Raw genomic sequence first — 19,000 nt, 5'->3', positions numbered from 1 at the left:
AATTATTTAATCGCTTTTCCATCTCTTCTTCTTACAATCATCTTGTTAGAAGCTTTGTTTTTCTTACGTGTCTTAAGACCGAGTGCCGGTTTGCCCCAAGGTGTGCATGGACCTGGACGTCCGATACCTGTCTTACCTTCACCACCACCATGCGGATGGTCGTTCGGGTTCATAACGGAACCACGTACTGTAGGTCTGATACCCATATGACGTGTACGGCCCGCTTTACCTACGTTGATCAGGTTGTGCTCGCCGTTTCCTACGACACCAACAGATGCTCTGCAAATGATTGGAACCATTCTCATCTCACCAGACGGAAGTCTTAATGTTGCATATTTTCCTTCTTTCGCCATCAGCTGTGCGCTGTTTCCTGCTGAACGAACAAGCTGTCCGCCTTTTCCAGGATATAATTCGATATTGTGGATCTGCGTACCAACCGGAATCTCAAAAAGAGGCAGGCAGTTTCCTACTCTTACTTCTGCTTCTGGTCCGTTCATGACTTTCATGCCATCCTTTAATCCTTCCGGAGCGAGGATGTATGCTTTTTCACCGTCTGCATAGCAGATCAGTGCGATGTTTGCTGATCTGTTCGGATCATACTCGATTCCAACAACTGTTGCCGGAACCCCATCTTTCTTTCTCTTAAAATCAATAATTCTATATTTTTTCTTAGCTCCGCCGCCGCGGTGACGAACTGTAATTTTGCCCTGGTTGTTGCGGCCGGCTTTTCTGCTCTTGGAATCCAGCAGAGACTTCTCAGGAGTTGTCTTTGTTATCTCAGAGAAATCAGAGCCAGTCATCTGTCTTCTGGAAGGTGTATATGGGTTATATGTTTTGATTCCCATTACTTTCTCTCCTTTCGTTTTGCCTGATTATTAGTTTCACGGAATTGCACCGTATATTGTACGCTTAGATGGGTTCTCTCAAACCCGGGCCGGTCTTACAGGCCCTCGAAAATCTCGATATCAGCGCTGTCTTCTGTAAGCTGAACGATAGCTTTCTTTGTCTTAGCTGTCTTTCCGTATGTCATACCACGTCTCTTTGTCTTACCGTCAAGGTTCATGGTATTTACACTTTTTACTTTTGTTCCATTGAACATTTTTTCAACAGCTTCTTTGACCTGAGTCTTGTTGGCCTCTGTGTGGACAAGGAATGTGTATTTCTTTTCAGCCATCAGCTCCATTGTTTTTTCAGTAACAACTGGTTTAAGGATTACATCATAATATTGAATGTTAGCCATTATGCATACACCTCCTCGATCGTTGCAACAGCAGCTTTCGTTGTAATTACTGTGTTGTATTTTAAGATATCAAATACATTGATTGTATTTGTATGAGCCGTCTTCACATCTTTGATGTTTCTTGCAGAAATTTCCACGTTCTTGTTGCCGTCTTCCAGAACAAGCAGTGCTTTGTTCACGTTCAGGTTATTTAAAACTTCCTGGAATTTCTTTGTTTTGATCTCGTCAAAATTCAGCTCGTCGATTACGATAAATTTGTTTTCCTCTACTCTGGAAGTAAGAGCGGATTTGAGAGCGGCTCTCTTTTCCTTCTTGTTCATCTTAAATGAGTAGTCTCTCGGTACCGGAGCGAATACAACTCCGCCGCCTGCCCACTGCGGCGCTCTTGTAGAGCCCTGTCTTGCGTGGCCTGTTCCTTTTTGTCTCCATGGTTTTCTTCCGCCTCCGGAAACTTCAGCGCGTGTTTTTGCTTTCTGCGTTCCCTGGCGTTTGTTTGCAAGCTGGCTTACAACTGCCATGTGTACAAGATGTTCATTTACATCAACACCAAATACGGCATCGTTCAAATCGATTGTACCAACTTCTTTACCTTCGATATTATAAACAGATACGTTTGCCATCTGTGTGTTCCTCCTTTCTTCGTCAGTCAGACTAGTTAGCCTTTACAGTTTCTTTGATTGTCACGAGGCATTTCTTTGGTCCCGGAACTGAGCCTTTTACTAAAAGCAGATTGTTTTCAGCGTCAACTCTGACAACTTCAAGATTCTGAACTGTAATTTTCTTGTTACCCATCTGACCTGGCATCTTCTTGCCCTTGAATACCTTGCTGGGATCAGATGCCGCACCATTGGAACCAGCGTGACGGTGGAACTTAGAACCGTGGGTCATTGGTCCTCTGCTCTGATTGTGACGCTTGATTGCACCCTGGAAACCTTTACCTTTTGAAACTGCAGTAGCATCAATCTTATCTCCTGCTGCAAAGATATCGGCTTTGATTTCCTGAGCCAGTGTATATTCTTCAGCATTGTCAAATCTGAATTCTTTTACATATCTTTTTCCGGATACGCCGGCTTTGTCAAAGTGTCCTTTTTCAGCCTTTGTAACACCGTTTCTGTGCGCGATTTCTTTCTTGCCGCTCTTGTCTTTTGTGACAATCTTTTCTTTTTTGTCGGCAAAACCAACCTGAATTGCACTGTAACCGTCGTTCTCTGCTGTCTTAACCTGTGTTACTACACATGGGCCAGCCTGAAGTACAGTTACCGGAGTTAAAACTCCATCTTCGTTGAAGATTTGAGTCATTCCGACTTTTGTAGCTAAAATAGCTTTCTTCATTATAATTACCTCCTGTGATTTACAGCGGAGCGCTTATGCGCTCATCCTAAACTTTAGGAATACTGCTTACTTATTTTTCATTTTGATATCAATGTAAACACCGGCCGGCATCTCCAGTCTGGATAATGCGTCCACAGTCTTCTGTGTCGGTGTGATGATATCGATGAGTCTCTTATGAGTTCTCTGCTCGAACTGCTCTCTGGAGTCTTTGTACTTGTGTACAGCTCTCAGGATCGTTACTACTTCCTTCTTGGTCGGAAGTGGCACTGGTCCACTCACTTGTGATCCGTTCTTTTTTACAGTTTCGATGATTTTCTTTGCAGATGCATCAACCAGCTGGTGATCATATGCCTTCAATGTGATTCTCATTACTTGACTTGCCATAAAAAAAGTCGCCTCCTTTTCGTACTATTCCATCAGTACGACAAGCGGTGACTGTACACTCTCCCGTGTGTGTCGTGAGAAACTCACACGTTGTTTCATACCTCTTATCCTTTGATAATCAGTAATCAGTTTTGATTCGTACAGTGACTTGTCGCCAGTTTCCTAACTTGACATTCGCTCCACGGAAAACCTGCCATCCTGCTCTTCGCAGTCGGCAGCAACCTCACGCTTCTACGCTATCATGCCACAGCTCTCTTAGTATAGCGGATTCATCCATATATTTCAAGAGGTTTTTTGGAATTATTGTATTTTTTTCAATACAATCCAAATTAATTTCACACTCCATGTCTTTTTCCTAAATCTGAAACATATTTATATAGAAGAAACAGCTTTATCTTTGGCTTCATAATATATCGTTTTTATATCAAGCTTAATGAGTATAACGTAGTTTTTATAAAAATTGCAATATTTATTTGTTCATTATTTTGAGGCTGCAACCATATATTCACGGCCTCGTAAATAGTAAGCCCTGTTTTTCAAATCTATTCTTTTTGTTTTCCCGCTCTTGACATCACCGTGGTAAAGTGGTATAGTGTAAACAACTTATAGGATTGTAACCAAAGGCGGTTTCCCTCATACTAGGAAAGCGCCTTTTTATAAAAATATAAGCCTTATCCTTTACCCGGATAACCAAAACCATACATATGGTTGCTATTGCAGTTATGCCAGCGCCGGTTGTTTCCCCCAAGAGCAATCTTGCACTGGTAAACTCCAATTAATATATACATCCTCATTGTAGGACATTCCCCAGATTTGTATATAATACAAACTGCATGGCAACGAGGAAAAACCTCTCAATGACATACCAAAAGCGAAAAGCACGACTTTAGTCGTGCTTTTCGCTTTTCTGCAAGGAGAGCAAGGGGGTCAGACCCCTCTGCAGAGGGGTCTGACCCCCTTGCTCTCCGTTTTACGAATTTTTTAACAAAATAGGGACAATTCCACCGGAACGTCCCTATTTGTATCTTAATATTACACTTTTGCCACATATTCGAACGGCAGCGGAACTATCGTGCCCGGTGTTTCTATTTTAACAAGCTGTTCAAGCGCTGCTTTTACTATATCCGTCTGCATTTCTACATCATTCGGCGCACCTGCGTTGGCACCCATGGGTACTAACGGAGCTACGGCGCGTGGTGTACCGGTCTGGCGGACAACCGGGGGAAGGGCTGCAATAATAATCGTAGGTATTCCAGCCTCTTCAATCGCTCTCTGCACCAATACTGCAGAGCGGTGACAGGTACCTCAGCCAGCGGTGAGGATGACTGCATCCACATCTTCTTCTTTAAACATCTGTGCGATTGCAGGTCCTGTTTCGTTTTTAAACTTGTCCTGATCTCCACCGCCTCCCATGAATCCGGCATGCACCGGCGCGCATTTTCTGATAAATCCTTCTGCTGCCAATTCATGAATTCTGTCGATTGGGAACATACAGTTAATGTCTTTGTTTACATCTCCATTATCGTATCCTCCATGGGATACCATCAACTCACTTGACGGAGTGTCGTTCGTAATCCTTCTCCAGCTTGAGTCGCCGGCCAGGTTAAATCTTTCCTGACTCTTACAGTGTACACCCGCTGCGGTAGCAAGGGCAATGGACATATCACTCAGCGTTTTTGTCACAGGTGTCCACACTGCCGGAGGAGTAATCGGAACGTATATTTCTGACTGCAAACCTTTCGTGGTTGTCAAACTCATTCTTCTACCTCCTTGTTTTCTGCGTCGGCTTTACGCATCTCTTCCTGATGTCTTTTATATGTGGTCAGATTACTCACGTACTTCTCGTTTATCCCGGCCCCGAGCTGCTCCACAAAACTCATGTTCCATGCAACCTCCTGCCCTACTGCCAGAGGGTAGTCGGTAATCAGCATGCGCATCGGAATCTTCAGATAGCCGAGCCTGCCCTTTAAGTCTATCCCCACGCAGCCGTCGTGGATTTCAACGATTACCCCTTCCATACGTATAATCTTATCACCATATATTAATTCTTTCATCTTAGTCGTATTTCTCTTTTCTCTTCTGGCTCATTGGCAGTGACTGTTCATTCTTCACCAGCTCTATCGGCCGGCCTGTCACATTTGATATGAGCTCCACATTCGTCTTTTTTACACTTGGATTCCATTTTCTCTCTGCTTTATTTACCTCTTCCCCCGCCATTGCATTCTTCAACATGGCAAGGGCTCTGAGCGCATCCTCATGGCAGAGAGTGTTGCAGGCAAGCACTTCGTTTTCAATGCCTGACTCCGATTTATTGTTGTCAACCATATTGGTCATGTATTTATTGCCAACGACCAGAGCACCCTGTACTGCGCAGAAAGACATACCAACAACGGGGATCCCGCGCATTCCAATCTGTTCGTGGTGGCTCGCAAAATCAATATGGTTATTGCCAAAGCCTTCGGTTGTGATAAATGCTCCATCCACATCCATCATCTCAACCATCATACCGACACGTTTCGAAACATAAAATTTCTCCGAATTGATCTGCGGACTTCCTACAAATATTACACCGCACAGGTCTATTTCCGGATCGTGGAGCGCTTCGAGTACCAGCGGCTCCCTCCAGTAGTGCCTGGACATCTCTTTGGATGCCGGCCCGATGCAGGTAAGCGCATGGATACATCCGTCCAGCACCTCCAGGGGTGATACACAGACCGGCACATTGCCAAGGTCGACGTTCGGCTTGGCCCCGAGCACGCCCACCGGTTCGACCGGAAGGATCAGGTTATCGTGCATCGCACCCTGTCCCATGATCTCCTTTACAATGACCACTTTCTTCCTGCCCGGCCTTCTCACCTGGCCAAATGTTTCCGTATGAACCACCAATGAATCGTCATCCAGTTCTTTTAATGCATCCCTAATCTCCTGCGTAATTACATCTGTGGCTGTGTGCGCCGCAAGAGGGCCCGGCCTTTCCATATTCATACCTTCTTTGATTGTCACCTGGGTCTTTATAAAAATCTCACCCTTGTCAGGCGCTCCGGGCCGGTTCCACATAATATTTTCATCCAGATACCCTTCCGAAGAGCCGAATTCCCCAATCTGCACTCCATTGGCATCTGTACCTGTAACCATCATGATAACGCCGTCCAGCACCCTCGTTGTACCGCTTCCGATTTCGTCGCCGCCTTCCTTGCAGGCAATCGGCTGTACATCCATAATCGTCTCAGAATACGTATGATACTCTTCCGGTACAATAATGTCGATCTGCAGATCAAATACCAGATCCTGGGAATCTACACATTCTTTTTCAATTCCTTCCCTGATATACAATGCGGTGCCTTTGATCTCCGTCTTCGGGCCGCGTTTTACTTCTGTAATCTTATAATGCTTTCTCGTCAATGTTCTGACAATTTTTTCCCCGTCCTGCCCCGGTACCTCCGGAATAGCTTCTGTTGACAGGCTGGCTCCCTGATCAGCTGGCTGAGCAGCTGCCTGTGAAACTCCCGCCGTATTCATCAGCGCCGCAGGTAGTTCTATATCTATATCTCTGCCTTCTCCTATATGAATCCTGAACATCGGTCCTTCTGCCGGCGGTGTAATCGGTAAAACCGCTGCCGGTTCAGCTGTTGGTTTCGGTTCGCCGGCTGCCGCTGCTTTAGCCCCTTCTACGACATCCGCCGTCAAAGGGCTCAGAGAATCGCAAGTCCTAGTAAGCCTGGCTCCCAATACCTGTTCAATGGTCAATGCACCTTCCAGATCCAATAGCCCTGAATCTACCAGATCATCAAATATAGCCGGATCTTCCAGATTGGATGCCTGTATGATCGTGTCTGCCTCCGCTCTGCAGCAGAGTACCGCAGGGTCATTCGCATGTTCTTTCGCTGTTTCAGCTGTTATTGACATACCTTTCTTTCCTCCTTTATCTATTTTCCATCAGGGATGGGCTGCCTGTCTTCGGGCAGCTGCTCTACCTGCTTAGAAACGGTTAATCTTCTATACAGTGGATGGTTGATCGTCCTCATAACATGGTCTGTCTGGTGGAAAACCTTTAGTTTCATCTTCGGGGCGGAACCCATAACGGTATTGGAACAATCCGAGCAATTGCCAATAATTATATATTCCGATCCGTCCTTTTTAAACTGCAGGCATTTCTGGGCCTGTCCCGGACAGTTTCCAGGATTCTCGCACTTCAGCGTCCCGTTCTTCATCTCCACAGCCTGCTTGCATCGAGCCACTGACACAACATTCCCATGCATCTTTTCACAAACATCCCTCATGCGTTCCTCATCGCCTCCGCAGGCACAGACGAGCAGACCCACAGGCGCCCCGTGAAGATCCGGCAGGTCAATTGTCACGATAATACCTCCGGTAGTCTTGGTAACCGGGGCGTCCTTCTCCACGGCTTTTCCTGTAAAGGGGCCGCCCATGATGATTTCACCATACACGCCGTCAATCCCGCCTGCCCGCTCGATCATGTCACCCACACTGGTTCCGACAGGAACATCCATGTAAACATGAGGCTCATTTCCACCATTGATTTTTCCAATAACAGTCATGTTTTTGCTGAAGCAGGGTTTCTTCAGATCTATAGCTTCAGCGACCCGCAGCACGGTCTCCACATTAATCACAATAGAGTCCGCCGCCGAAGGAAGCTGGGTTGGATCCAGAAGCTTCCCCAGTGTCTCTCTTACCACGGCCCGCTCTTCCCCCATCGGATAAATATCCGGAAGAAGATGAATGGAAATATTCTCCTCATTCCGGACCGCCTCTCTTAAGATATTAACAGCCTTTTTATTCTTAGCCTTGACAGCAAAAATAGCCTGAGCTGCATTGGCTATCTCCATGCAGTACCTGACTCCCTTCAGGGTCATCTCTATATTATCCTCAATTTGGCGGATATTATGACAGAGTCCGGGTTCGCACTCTACCGCATTGACCAGAATGTATCCGCCATTCAGATCCGTGCCCAGCTTCACTCCTGTCGGAAATCCAGCGCCTCCCATCCCGACCACGCCTGCTTCTTTTATCATATCCAGGTGGTCTCCCTCCTGAATCGGCACATACGCATCTTTCTGTTCGTCATCCGGAACGATAATAATACGGTCCTCAAGAACAGCCTTTACACTTCCGTAAACGCTGGAAAAAATATTCGCTCCGAGCCCGGCCGGAGCGGCGATCAGCGTCCCCTTTTCCACTCTGTCACCAGCCTTGACAACCGGCTCACACGGAGCTCCAACATGCTGTCTCAGCAAAAATTGTAAATTTCCCATGGCCCGTTTTCTCCTTTATCTATGGCTTATTTATGAATCCATACTTCTTTATAAATAGTCTGCAGAAATAGATTTTCCTGCAGATCTTGTTTTTGGCGGAGGCATGTGGGAATCGAACCCACCCAGGACGCTTCAAACGCCCAACACTGGTTTTGAAGACCAGGAGGCACACCAGTTACCCTTCTACCCCCTCACTTATATAATTATTCTATATCATTGCCGCATTTACCGCTGGTTATGATGTCAAACGATAAATGATATAAACCAGGCGGTTGTTCGCATGATTTATTTATCCTATTTGTGTTTATATATTAACAAATAATCGTTGACTTTTCAAGGCTTTTCATACATAATAATTTGTATAAACTGAACCGCATACTAGAACGAGGTCTATTATTGGGTTTTTATCATTTTTTACCTGTTTAATCCTCAGATTAATCTCCATAATAACCCGTAAGGTATTATTTAAGAAACGCTTATAGGCGGATTCTATAAATCAACAGCTAGGAGGAAGGGTTATGAATTACAATCCCAAAATTAACCTGAATGCTTTTGAAGCATCATTTAAGGCAATTGACACACATACCGTCGGAGAATTTACCCGTATCATCATGTCCGGCTTTCCCGAATTAAAAGGCGGCTCCATGATGGAGCGCAAACAATATCTTGCAAATAACTTTGATAAATACCGCCAGGCGCTGATGTTTGAACCCAGGGGGCACCATGACATGTTTGGGGCCCTGGTAACGGAACCAGTGAACCCGGAGGCGGATTTCGGCGTTATATTTATGGATACCGGAGAATATCTGAACATGTGCGGCCATGGTACAATCGGAACAACAACGGCGCTTATTGAATCCGGCCTCGTACCTGCCGTAGAACCTTTCACAGAAGTAGTATTGGACGCGCCGGCCGGTCTTATTCGTGTAAAAGCAGAAGTTAAGAATGGAAAGGTATTAAATGTGACCTTGACTAATGTTCCCGCTTTCCTTTATAAAGAAAATCTGAAGACCGTGATAGACGGCAGAGAGATCAAATACGACATTGCATTTGGCGGAAGTTTTTTTGCTCTTATAAACATCGAACAGCTTGGCTGGACGGTCGATAAGGAATCTATCCCAAAACTGACAGATTTTGGTATGAAAGTAATAAAGCAGGTAAATGCGGAGGTAGAAATCAAACACCCATTTCTTGACATCACCTCTGTGGATCTGGCAGAGCTCTACTGTCATACTGACACAGAAGGCTGCAATTACCGCAATGTAGTAATTTTCGGTGATTATATGTCTGACCGTTCCCCGTGTGGAACCGGGACAAGCGCCAAGCTTGCAACTCTTTATTCACGCGGTGAAATTAAGATCGGGGAGCCGTTTGTATACGAAAGCTTTATCGGATCCCAATTCAAAGGAGTGATCAAAGAAGAAGCCACTGTCGGTGAATTCAAAGCGGTGGTTCCCCAGATAACCGGAAGTGCTTATGTTACCGGTGAAGCAACCTACGTAATTGATCCCGACGATCCGCTGAAATATGGGTTTAAAGTTGCAAGAGGAGAATAATCCGGCACATAACAAAGTGTGCAAGCCCACTTCAAGTCCCTTCTCAAACATGAGGGACTTGCACACTTTGGCGCCGCCGCGATGCCGAATTGCGGCTAAACATCTTATCGATGCGGGAAATAAACCACACCGTTTTTCTATATTTTTTCCATGGTCGATATTTATAACTTATGCTATACTAATAATCGAAACAAAATGTATAAATACTAAGGCGTGTTTGATTCTTCATATTTAATAGATAATCAAACGCACCCTGGGAAAGAGAGCTTGTTATGCCAAGGAAAAAACAGACAACCAAAAGCCGTATCGTAAAAGCTGCCTGGAACTTATTTTATAAAAATGGATATGACGACACAACAGTAGAGGATATTATCAAACTTTCCAAGACCTCAAAAGGAACATTTTATCACTATTTTAAGGGGAAGGACGCCCTTCTCTCCACCCTTTCAGATCTTTTTGACCAGAAATACGAAGAGATCTACAGTACCATGGATCAAACGCTGTCCTCCAGGGAGAAACTGCTGCTGCTGAATCACGAATTATTTTATATGATTGAGACAAGCATTGACCGCAATCTGCTTGCTTCGCTGTATTCATCTCAGCTTGTCACAAAAGACAACCGTTCTCTTCTGGATGACGACCGTTACTATTTCCAGCTGATCACAGAGATCATCACTGCCGGAATTAATTCGGGAGAATTTTGCAGTGCCTCGACAGCGGAGCTTGTAAAAATTTATACCATGTATGAGCGCGGACTGCTCTATGACTGGTCACTTTGCGAAGGTAAGTACCCCCTGTCTGCATACAGTGACAGACTGCTTCCTCACGTACTGGATAACTTTGCAAAAGGGCTTTAACCCTTTCTGTCCCCTTTTATTGTATTTTTCGACAAAAGCTGATATGATTAAGAAAAATCTATATGGAGGTATGATCTGTGTCCGAAGAATTAATTCCTACAAAAGATGAAACTGTCAATAAAACACCTGGGACTCCCACGGCTGTCCCTCCGGTTGATACAGATGTTTCGAATATTGTGCCATTTGCATCAGAAATGCCAGGCTCCACTGAACTCAACAGCGAAGGCGTCGTAAAAGAGGCGTCAGCAGAGATCTCCTCCTCGGCTTCCGCTTCGTCTGCATCTGCGATATCCGATGGTTCCGGCGGCCCGGTACCGGGAACTCAGGCGCAGGAACCCGCAGCCAAAGAACCGGAATTATCACAAAGAGTATCTGAATTAAAGAACAAAGCCGCTGACTTCACTGATAAGGCTTCTGAGTTTACCGGTAAAGCCTCCGAATTCACCAGCAAGGCATTTAAAAGAGTATCCGCCCAAAAGGAGACAGATACCGATTACGAAATGCCCGATGAGGAGCCTGCCGATAAAAAGCGCTTCCATTTCAAAAAGGAAGATAAAGAATTCTTCCGTGATAAGTGGATTCTCTCCCGCATCAGCGACGAAAATCTGATGGACTATCTTACCTTGGAGCAAAAACGCAATGAATTGCAGCAGCAAGCCCGGGACATCAAAGAAAAACGGATTATGAAAGCAATTGAGCTTACGATATCCCTGGCGGCAATAGTTGCGGTGATATATCTGCTTAGAGATAATCCAACTATACTCGTCAACATACTGTACATAACTGGAATACTCGTGGCATTTTGGTTTTGGAAGAATCCCCGTGATAAGTAGGGCGGGGAGGAGGGGACGCCTGGACGTGAAGGGAGCGGCGGGAGGTACGATGGTGTTTTCTGATACCGGCCGTTTAGCACGGCACACTATAAGGCATCAGAAAACACCATCGCATCTCCCGCCGCTCCTCTCAGATCTCCTTTTATGCAATGTAGATTTATACCATGCACTCCTGGATTGCTTCTTCCTGGATTCCTGCCAGTTCTATTGCTTTTTGGACTGCTTCTTTTTGGGATGGATCCGCACACCAGGACAGGCCGCAGCCTGCGGACAGGATGCGGGGGACGGGGATTAGCCTGCCTGGAATACTCTTTTGGCGGCATAATTTTTCCATTGCCATGGCGTCCGCAGTTGTATGAAATGTGATGACTAGTTTTAACTCTTTTTTTCTCATTTTACTCTATTATTACTGCAAATCCGTCTTCTGTCTCAGAAGATACCGCCTTTCTTCCGTGATCTTTGGCATACTTTTCGACATTCATCTTCTGATGCGGCTCGGTAACAAGTACTTTTACCGGCTCGTTGAACTTTTTCAGCGCATCTGCCGTCAGCATCAGCGGTTCCGGGCAGGATAGACCTCTTGCATCAACTTCCTTCATAATATGATACCTTCTTTCCTAAGAATACTACTTTATAGTCCGCACTTCAAGGGACTTTTTTGTTAGTGCCTCGTAAGATAAGCAACTGACTCATAAGCTGAGATAAATTTTTGAGAGTGCTGCTACAAACGCAGGCGCAGCGGGCTGCGCTGAGGCTTGTGGCGCAATTCTATCGCAAATTAAGGTCGGCTTATGTGGCAGTTAATTATTATACTATGTACTAGGGTATGTATGAAAATCTTTACGTCTATTAGTAAACGCAATGATAAAGCATACCGCAATGCAGATTATGACAGCTGCTTTCCCATTAAACGGCACTGCACCGTTAACCAGTTCTTTTGTCTCTGCGTTCAATGCTGTTCCACTTGCGGCAAGACCGAAGTTGTGGCAGGCGGCTGCACCGGCAAACATACCAAGTACGGTCACTGCCGAATCCGAGGATCCCTGGCCTGCCAGAATCAGCTGCCTTAACGGGCATCCCCCAGCCAGCACTGCTGCAAATCCCACTGCATACATTCCAAGAATATTCCATAGATGTTCGGAATGTGCGATAACCCCCGGCGTGTTGAACCCTAACACAAATCTGCCAGATGCAATATTAAATATCAGCATCACCACGAACAAGCCTCCGATTACTGTCAGAAGGTCAAAGTTCCTCATCAGAATAACATCCCGGATTCCACCCGCAAAACACATCCTTGATTTCTGCGCCATTGCGCCAAATACCAAACCGCCTAAAAGGGACAGGATAATTGGCGCGTGCATACTTCCAGGTCCTGCTTCGCTTGCTTTCAGCAGAGTTGTGGCTGCTGCTAAGATTAATACTCCAAACATCAGCGCCGGAAGTACTGCTCCGCTCATTTTATTCGTGACATGCGCCCTTCCGAGGCTAAAGCCCTTTTTCAAGGCAAATACACCGGTGCCTACCCCCAGAATAAAACCGATTAATGCCACCCATGCATTCAGGTCTCCGGCTGACATACGGATCACCATCCTAAGCGGACAGCCTAAAAACACCAAGGAACCAATCATGATGACCATACCAAGTATAAAGCGTGTCATCGGGGATGAGCCTGCCGTCGAACGGTATTCCTTTGTTAGCACGGAGATAATAAATGCCCCCAGCACAAGCCCAATAATTTCAGGACGTGCGTACTGCACAGCCTCGGCCTGATGCATCCCCAGCGCCCCCGCGGTGTCCCGGATAAAACACGCAATGCAAAATGCCATATTGGCAGGGTTCCCAAAATAAGCCAGACATGCCGCCACTAGGCCGCAAACTGCTCCTGCTATTGCTAATTTCTTTTTTGAATCCGATAAATTCACTTTTTGTTTCCCTCCTACTCTGCTGCTAATTCTCTTACTGCCAGGATAGCTCTCTCAACTTCATCTTCAGTGTTGTAATGTGAGAAACTGAATCTTACGGCCCCCTGCCCCTCTGTTCCCAGCGCTCTGTGCATCAGCGGTGCACAATGTGCCCCAGGCCTGGTAGCGATCTGATATGTTACAAATAGTTCATCGCTTACATCAGCAGAATCATAGTCTCCTATGTTGAAGGAAACGATTGGACATCTCTTATCCGTGTCAAAATCACCGTAAACTGCCACGCCGGGAATATGGGAAATCCCTTCATAGAACTGCCGCATATAGGCTAGTTCTTTTTCCCGGATCCAGTCAATCCCATTCTCCTCCAGATATTCCAGCGCCGCATTTAAACCCGCGATTCCATGACCATTCAAGGTTCCTGCTTCCAACGCCGTGGGCATTTGCTTTGGGTGGTGTGTATTATACGTATCCACACCGCTTCCGCCGCTTAAAAGGGGACGTACTTCTACGCCCTCTCTGACATACAGGCCGCCGGTTCCCTGTGGGCCCAACAGGCTTTTGTGGCCGGTAAAACACAGGATGTCAATGTGCATTTGCTGTACATCGATCGGATATACTCCGGCTGTCTGGGATGCATCAACGATGAGCAATATCCCACATTTTGAAGCAATCTGCCCCACTCTTTCAATATCGACCATATTACCGGTCAGATTGGAGCCATGTGTGCACACAATTGCCTTGGTATTTTTTTTGACTGCATTTTCCATCTCTTTATAGGAAATGTTGCCCTTTTCATCGCACCCCAAGATCGTAAGTTCGGTTCCTTTTTCCTGGCATTCGTATAGCGGACGAAGGACTGAATTGTGCTCAAGTACGGTTGTTATCACGTGATCACCGGAACCCACAGTCCCCTTGACCGCTATATTCAGGCTCTCCGTAGAATTAGCCGTAAACGCAATTCTTGTTGGACTTTCCGCATGAAAAAAACGGCAGAGCTTTTCCCGCGTGTCAAATATAATTCTGGACGCACTCAAAGACGCTTCCGTTGCGCCTCTTCCCGCATTTCCAATAGAATTCATTGCACTGACGACTGCCTCTGCCACTTTTTCCGGCTTTTGTAATGTTGTCGCCGCATTGTCCATATAAATCATAACTTCCCCCTCCATTTCCATACATATCCAGTATAACCCGCCAGACCTTAAGCGTCTAATTGAAAACCGCCATAAATCAAAACCACCATAGATATCCTCTATAGTGGCTGTTAAAATATATTCTATTCAGATGCCTGCCGCAGGGCTTCCCGTAAAACAATCGTTATGGGATTTCCTTTGGATAAACTTTACTTACCACCCGAAGAAAGTTTTCTGCCGGCGCAGGCAGCTGAAAGTTTTTGTTATAAACGACATTTATGTCACGCTTCCCCTCCTCTGCATCCAGAGGAAAACAAAGGATACTGCCGGCGCTGATTTCGTCTTCCGCAGCAAGGCGCGATATAATGGAGATTCCAACGCCTCTGCTCACTGAACGTTTGATCGTCTCCTGGTTTTCAATACTCGCTACGATCTTCAGTGCATCTGTATGGATCCCCATCTTTTTCAGCAGTCGCTCCGCTTCCTTACGGGTACCGGAACCTTCTTCCCGCAGAATCAGAGGTTCCTCCTGGATCCACATGTTTTCCGATCCCGTTTTTATCTTCTTCTTTTCACGGAGAAGCTTTTCCCGCAGGCGCCTGAATTTATCTGAATTAGGTGTGATAATGACCAGTTCATCCTGGTAAAACGGTATGTACCGGCAGTATTTTTTTTCCAGTACTGTTCCGGTAAATCCGATATCCGCATTACCGTTTGTAACCTGTTCCACTACTTTTGCGCTGTCTGTCTCTGCTATTTTAAAGCGTTCTCCGGGATACAGTTCACTGAATTTTGCCAGGATCTGAGGAAGCAGGTACTGTGAAGGGACGCTGGATGCGGCAATATGCATGCAATGACTGGTCTCTTTCCTCGTCCTGTTAAATACTGTTTCAATCTCTCTCTGAAGCACAATCATCTGCTTTGCATAGCCATGCAGTTTTTTCCCATCTTCTGAAAGGCTGACCTCTTTTGTATTTCTCACAAACAGACAAACTCCCAATTCCTGCTCCAGCGATGAGACATGTGCGCTTACTGTAGGCTGTGTCAGGAAGAGCTGTTTTGCCGCCTTTGAAAAGCTTCCCTCCTCCGCCACCGCTGTGAATGCCTCTAATTGTTTCAGATTCATAGATTTGATATCCTTTCACTTTCTGCTCCTGTTTTCCGGGTAACCTTAATGCTGTCCATATATTCCAGAATCGGTTTCGCACTTTTCCGGCTTGTGCCAAACATATCACGAATCTCTGCGATTGTAATTTTCCCGTCCGCTTTCAGCTTTTCCACAATCTTCTCCCGTGCCGCGTCCATATAAGAACCAAGTGTATACATACCATCCGCTACTTTTACGATTTCTCCCCTGTCAACCATAAGGAGCAGGATATCCTCCACCGTGCCTGCAGGTATTTCCCCGAAACTGATATCCGTCATTCTGGCGAAATCATAACCCGCGGGTTTCAATACGCCTAAAAGCGTGCGCCGCACCTTCTCGTAAACCGCATCCCTGGCCGCTTCATACGCCGACGGCGCAAGGAATTCATCATGGCGCGACAGAATGTTCTGCGCTTCCAGATACTCGATATATTTGTCAAATATATTAGGCTTCACTCGTTTCATGTATGTGCTGTGCACTTCTGCCTTCGCCATACCATAGCGGTAAGGGTACTTCTCCGCGTATTTTTCCAGGGCATTCAGAATCTTCTCTCTGTATGCACGCTCGTCCGCTGTATGCCACACGAAAGTATCCTTTTTCATCGGGAAAACGCAGACCAGTCCCTCCTCTGCAAGAATCTTCACGGCCTCTTCCGTCTCTTCTCTGGACAGCGCCGAGAGTTTGGCAAGCTCTGACACCGCAGCCATTGTTTCTGCGTACTCTTTCACATGCAGTTCAATTACATCTTCGGCGGAACCGGACTCCTTCTGCTTCAAGGAATCCAGAACCTCCTGGGAAAACCGTTTCTTCTTCACCGCATTTGGTTCCAGTATCACACCGCCCCCGATTGTCTCCATCGGAGAATAGAACCGCACAACAAATCTGTCCCCTCTCCGGAAGGCGACCTGCTCTTCCATTCTAAGCTGGACATATCCGCTTTCTCCCGGTCCAAGAGTCTCATCGCCCAAAAGGACAGCGCGGCACAATACCTCGCTGGTACCGCTGAAGAAATGCAGCCTTGTGTTGTTTGACAGGACACGCACGGAGGAATCCAGCATTTCCAGTTTTACATCCAGGAGCCTGGAATCTTTCATACTTCCGGGGGGCGCAAGGACGCAGCCTCTTTGCAGTTCCTTTTTCTTCATATTGGAGATATTGACTGCCACGCGCTGGCCAGCATAGCATGTTTCCACGTCCCTGCCGTGTACCTGGATATTGCGGATCTTACACTCTCGTCCATTGGGAAACATCTCCAGTTTATCTTCTTTTGAGATCGTCCCGCTGACGAGCGTACCGGTTACCACAGTACCGAAGCCGGAGAGGGAAAACACCCGGTCTACGAGCAGCCTGGGTATGGTGTGAATCTCCTTTTCTACCACCTCATACTCGCTCACCCGCTCGATGGTTTCAACCAGACCGGGAATCCCTGCCCCGGTCGCTGCCGACACTTTCACGACAGGAGACTGTTCCAGAAATGTCCCCTGCAGTTCTTCCCGGATCTCTTCTTCCACCATCTCCAGCCATTCTTCATCCACCAGATCGCATTTATTCAGGACCAAAATACTTTTTTGGACTCCCAGCATTTCTAAAATATCCATATGCTCTCTTGTCTGGGGCATGATTCCCTCATCGGCTGCGATAACCAGAAGCACCAGATCCATCCCCACAACGCCGGCAACCATATTATTGATGAACTTCTCATGACCGGGGACGTCTATCATGCCCGCCCGGTTTCCGTTCTTTAAATCAAACCAGGTAAACCCCAGGTCGATTGTAATTCCTCTGCGCTGTTCCTCCTCCCAGCGGTCCGTGTTCCGGCCGGTGAGCGCTTTTATCAGTGTTGTTTTCCCATGGTCAATATGGCCCGCTGTTCCGATAATAATATGCTTCATAAGGGTTTCCTTCCTTTTCCAGGACATTCTGCTCCTTTAAGATTCTGGTAAGATAGTTCATGAATTTTCCATCAAATGTCCGCATATCCAGGAGGATCTTGTCATTCATGACCCGTCCCACCACTGGCACCGGCATATGGCGGAGCCTCTCTTCCAGCTCCGGTGTACTGATATCCAGGGGGCGGATTGTCACCGCAAAGCTGGGGATGCGCTCCAGCGGCAGGGAGCCGCCTCCAATCTGTGCTTCACAGCTTTCGACGCCGATTTCTGCAGTCAGTTCTGCACGTCTGAGCATTTTACAGAACTTTTTGGCATCCCTCTCTACTTCTTCCGGCTTCCTCGTGATCATAGATAAAGCCGGTATGTTGTGCACCGCTTTCTCTTCCGATAAATATTCCCGCAAAACGACTTCCAGCGCTGAAGCTGTGAATTTGTCAATCCGCAGCGCCCGCGTCAGCTGGTTCTTTTTCATCATGTCTATATATTTCTTTTTTCCAACAATGATCCCCGCCTGAGGGCCGCCCAGCAGCTTGTCTCCGCTGAAACAAACCACATCGGCCCCATTTTTCACAGAATCCTGTACCGTAGGCTCATAGGCCAGTCCGTATTTGCTTAAATCTACCAGGACACCGCTGCCCAAGTCCTCAATGACCGGGAGCTGATACTTTTCTTTCAGTGCCGCCAGTTCTGCAACGGAAACGGATTCTGTAAAACCTACGATCCTGTAGTTGCTGGTATGCACTTTCATGAAGGCCTTTGTCTCCTCTGTGACGGCTTCCTCATAGTCAGTTATATGTGTTTTGTTGGTGGTTCCGGCTTCTCTGAGGACTGCGCCGCTTTGTTCCATGACATCGGGAATTCTGAATTTCCCTCCGACCTCTACCAGTTCTCCCCTGGATACGATGACCTCCCCGCCTTTTGCCAGGGAGCTTAAAATCAACATAACCGCGGCAGCATTATTATTTACAGCCATGGCAGCTTCTGCCCCTGTGATCCTGCATAGAAGCCTTTCGAAATGAGAATACCGCTCCCCCCTGCCGCCTTCTTCCAGGTCATATTCCAGATTGGAGTAGCCTCCTGCAATGTATGCCACCTGCTTCAGATGTTCAGCGCTAAGCGGAGCGCGGCCCAGGTTGGTATGCAGTATCGTTCCCGTTCCGTTTAACACTCGCGTCATGTTGGGCCGGTGCATGTCCGCTGCGGTAAGTTCTATACGCACCATAAGGCTTTCCATCTGCCGTTCGGCTTCTTCCTCGTTCTCACAGGATGCAATATAGGCGCGCAGCTTGTCAAGCTCCATCCGTACGGCTTCTAGTACACCGTCATAACCATACAGCTCCGCCATTTGCTTTATTACATTGTTTTCCATCAGAACATCTACTTTGGGGATTTTCCGATATAAAAGGTTTTTATTCATAGACTGCTCCTTAT

General features: G+C 46.6%; 20 protein-coding genes and 1 tRNA gene. 3 read left to right on the top strand and 18 right to left on the bottom strand.

Annotated features, from left to right (window positions below; genetic code table 11):
• Nucleotides 1-2: 2 nt before the first annotated feature.
• The 11 genes from rplB to MWG26_RS03335 form a co-directional block, all read right to left on the bottom strand.
• Nucleotides 3-845 carry a 50S ribosomal protein L2 gene (rplB, locus tag MWG26_RS03380; RefSeq protein ID WP_117441063.1) on the bottom strand — a complete coding sequence of 281 codons (843 nt, stop codon included), beginning with the start codon at nt 843-845 and terminating at the stop codon, nt 3-5.
• Nucleotides 846-940: 95 nt separating this feature from the next.
• Nucleotides 941-1,240 carry a 50S ribosomal protein L23 gene (gene rplW / locus MWG26_RS03375; RefSeq protein WP_025654663.1) on the bottom strand — a complete coding sequence of 100 codons (300 nt, stop codon included), beginning with the start codon at nt 1,238-1,240 and terminating at the stop codon, nt 941-943.
• Nucleotides 1,240-1,860: a 50S ribosomal protein L4 gene (rplD, locus tag MWG26_RS03370; RefSeq protein WP_025654662.1), complete on the bottom strand. Its 621-nt coding sequence runs from the start codon at nt 1,858-1,860 to the stop codon at nt 1,240-1,242. The genes rplW and rplD overlap by 1 nt, the downstream gene beginning before the upstream one ends.
• Before the next feature lie 31 nt (nt 1,861-1,891).
• Nucleotides 1,892-2,572: a 50S ribosomal protein L3 gene (gene rplC, locus MWG26_RS03365; protein WP_025654661.1), complete on the bottom strand. Its 681-nt coding sequence runs from the start codon at nt 2,570-2,572 to the stop codon at nt 1,892-1,894.
• A gap of 66 nt (nt 2,573-2,638) precedes the next feature.
• Nucleotides 2,639-2,956 (bottom strand): 30S ribosomal protein S10, encoded by a 318-nt coding sequence (gene rpsJ / locus MWG26_RS03360; protein WP_004607300.1) that lies wholly within the window; start codon nt 2,954-2,956, stop codon nt 2,639-2,641.
• Nucleotides 2,957-3,988: 1,032 nt separating this feature from the next.
• A complete protein-coding gene (locus MWG26_RS23220) occupies nt 3,989-4,234 on the bottom strand; it encodes a proline reductase (RefSeq protein ID WP_025654660.1) in 246 nt (81 codons plus the stop codon).
• Nucleotides 4,235-4,261: 27 nt separating this feature from the next.
• The gene (locus tag MWG26_RS23215) at nt 4,262-4,714 is read right to left on the bottom strand and encodes a glycine/sarcosine/betaine reductase selenoprotein B family protein (protein WP_025654659.1); all 453 of its coding nucleotides are present in this window, start codon (nt 4,712-4,714) and stop codon (nt 4,262-4,264) included.
• Nucleotides 4,711-5,010: a CBO2463/CBO2479 domain-containing protein gene (locus MWG26_RS03350; RefSeq protein WP_025654658.1), complete on the bottom strand. Its 300-nt coding sequence runs from the start codon at nt 5,008-5,010 to the stop codon at nt 4,711-4,713. The genes MWG26_RS23215 and MWG26_RS03350 overlap by 4 nt, the downstream gene beginning before the upstream one ends.
• Before the next feature lies 1 nt (nt 5,011).
• On the bottom strand, nt 5,012-6,862 hold the full coding sequence (prdA, locus tag MWG26_RS03345) for a D-proline reductase (dithiol) proprotein PrdA (RefSeq protein WP_025654657.1): 1,851 nt from the start codon (nt 6,860-6,862) through the stop codon (nt 5,012-5,014).
• 20 nt (nt 6,863-6,882) lie between these two features.
• Nucleotides 6,883-8,229: a proline reductase-associated electron transfer protein PrdC gene (gene prdC / locus MWG26_RS03340; protein ID WP_025654656.1), complete on the bottom strand. Its 1,347-nt coding sequence runs from the start codon at nt 8,227-8,229 to the stop codon at nt 6,883-6,885.
• A 93-nt stretch (nt 8,230-8,322) separates the two neighbouring features.
• Nucleotides 8,323-8,420, bottom strand: a tRNA-Sec gene (locus tag MWG26_RS03335).
• Nucleotides 8,421-8,747: 327 nt separating this feature from the next.
• Between MWG26_RS03335 and MWG26_RS03330 the strand changes: the two genes are divergently transcribed.
• The 3 genes from MWG26_RS03330 to MWG26_RS03320 all read left to right on the top strand — a co-directional run bounded on the left by MWG26_RS03330 (nt 8,748) and on the right by MWG26_RS03320 (nt 11,475).
• A complete protein-coding gene (locus tag MWG26_RS03330) occupies nt 8,748-9,785 on the top strand; it encodes a proline racemase family protein (protein ID WP_025654655.1) in 1,038 nt (345 codons plus the stop codon).
• Nucleotides 9,786-10,057: 272 nt separating this feature from the next.
• Entirely contained in the window at nt 10,058-10,642 is a 585-nt protein-coding gene (locus tag MWG26_RS03325; protein WP_025654654.1) for a TetR/AcrR family transcriptional regulator, read from the top strand.
• A gap of 77 nt (nt 10,643-10,719) precedes the next feature.
• Nucleotides 10,720-11,475: a UbiA prenyltransferase family protein gene (locus tag MWG26_RS03320; RefSeq protein WP_025654653.1), complete on the top strand. Its 756-nt coding sequence runs from the start codon at nt 10,720-10,722 to the stop codon at nt 11,473-11,475.
• Nucleotides 11,476-11,632: 157 nt separating this feature from the next.
• On the opposite strand, the gene MWG26_RS03315 is transcribed toward MWG26_RS03320, so the two are convergent.
• The 7 genes from MWG26_RS03315 to selA all read right to left on the bottom strand — a co-directional run bounded on the left by MWG26_RS03315 (nt 11,633) and on the right by selA (nt 18,986).
• Nucleotides 11,633-11,869, bottom strand: coding sequence for a putative Se/S carrier protein (locus tag MWG26_RS03315; protein WP_025654652.1), 237 nt, complete (start codon nt 11,867-11,869; stop codon nt 11,633-11,635).
• A 1-nt stretch (nt 11,870) separates the two neighbouring features.
• A complete protein-coding gene (locus tag MWG26_RS03310; protein WP_025654651.1) occupies nt 11,871-12,074 on the bottom strand; it encodes a sulfurtransferase TusA family protein in 204 nt (67 codons plus the stop codon).
• 213 nt (nt 12,075-12,287) lie between these two features.
• Nucleotides 12,288-13,400, bottom strand: a complete 1,113-nt coding sequence (gene yedE / locus MWG26_RS03305) for a YedE family putative selenium transporter (RefSeq protein ID WP_025654650.1) — start codon at nt 13,398-13,400, stop codon at nt 12,288-12,290.
• A 14-nt stretch (nt 13,401-13,414) separates the two neighbouring features.
• Nucleotides 13,415-14,551 (bottom strand): aminotransferase class V-fold PLP-dependent enzyme, encoded by a 1,137-nt coding sequence (locus MWG26_RS03300; RefSeq protein WP_025654649.1) that lies wholly within the window; start codon nt 14,549-14,551, stop codon nt 13,415-13,417.
• A 163-nt stretch (nt 14,552-14,714) separates the two neighbouring features.
• Entirely contained in the window at nt 14,715-15,656 is a 942-nt protein-coding gene (locus tag MWG26_RS03295; protein WP_025654648.1) for a selenium metabolism-associated LysR family transcriptional regulator, read from the bottom strand.
• The gene (gene selB, locus MWG26_RS03290) at nt 15,653-17,569 is read right to left on the bottom strand and encodes a selenocysteine-specific translation elongation factor (RefSeq protein ID WP_025654647.1); all 1,917 of its coding nucleotides are present in this window, start codon (nt 17,567-17,569) and stop codon (nt 15,653-15,655) included. The genes MWG26_RS03295 and selB overlap by 4 nt, the downstream gene beginning before the upstream one ends.
• Complete coding sequence (selA, locus tag MWG26_RS03285) at nt 17,532-18,986, bottom strand: L-seryl-tRNA(Sec) selenium transferase (protein WP_025654646.1); 1,455 nt, start codon at nt 18,984-18,986, stop codon at nt 17,532-17,534. The genes selB and selA overlap by 38 nt, the downstream gene beginning before the upstream one ends.
• Nucleotides 18,987-19,000: the final 14 nt, after the last annotated feature.

Origin of the sequence: Faecalicatena contorta (genome assembly GCF_022835095.1) — a bacterium.
Lineage (GTDB): Bacteria > Bacillota > Clostridia > Lachnospirales > Lachnospiraceae > Faecalicatena > Faecalicatena contorta.
This window is presented reverse-complemented; position numbering and strand designations above follow the sequence as displayed.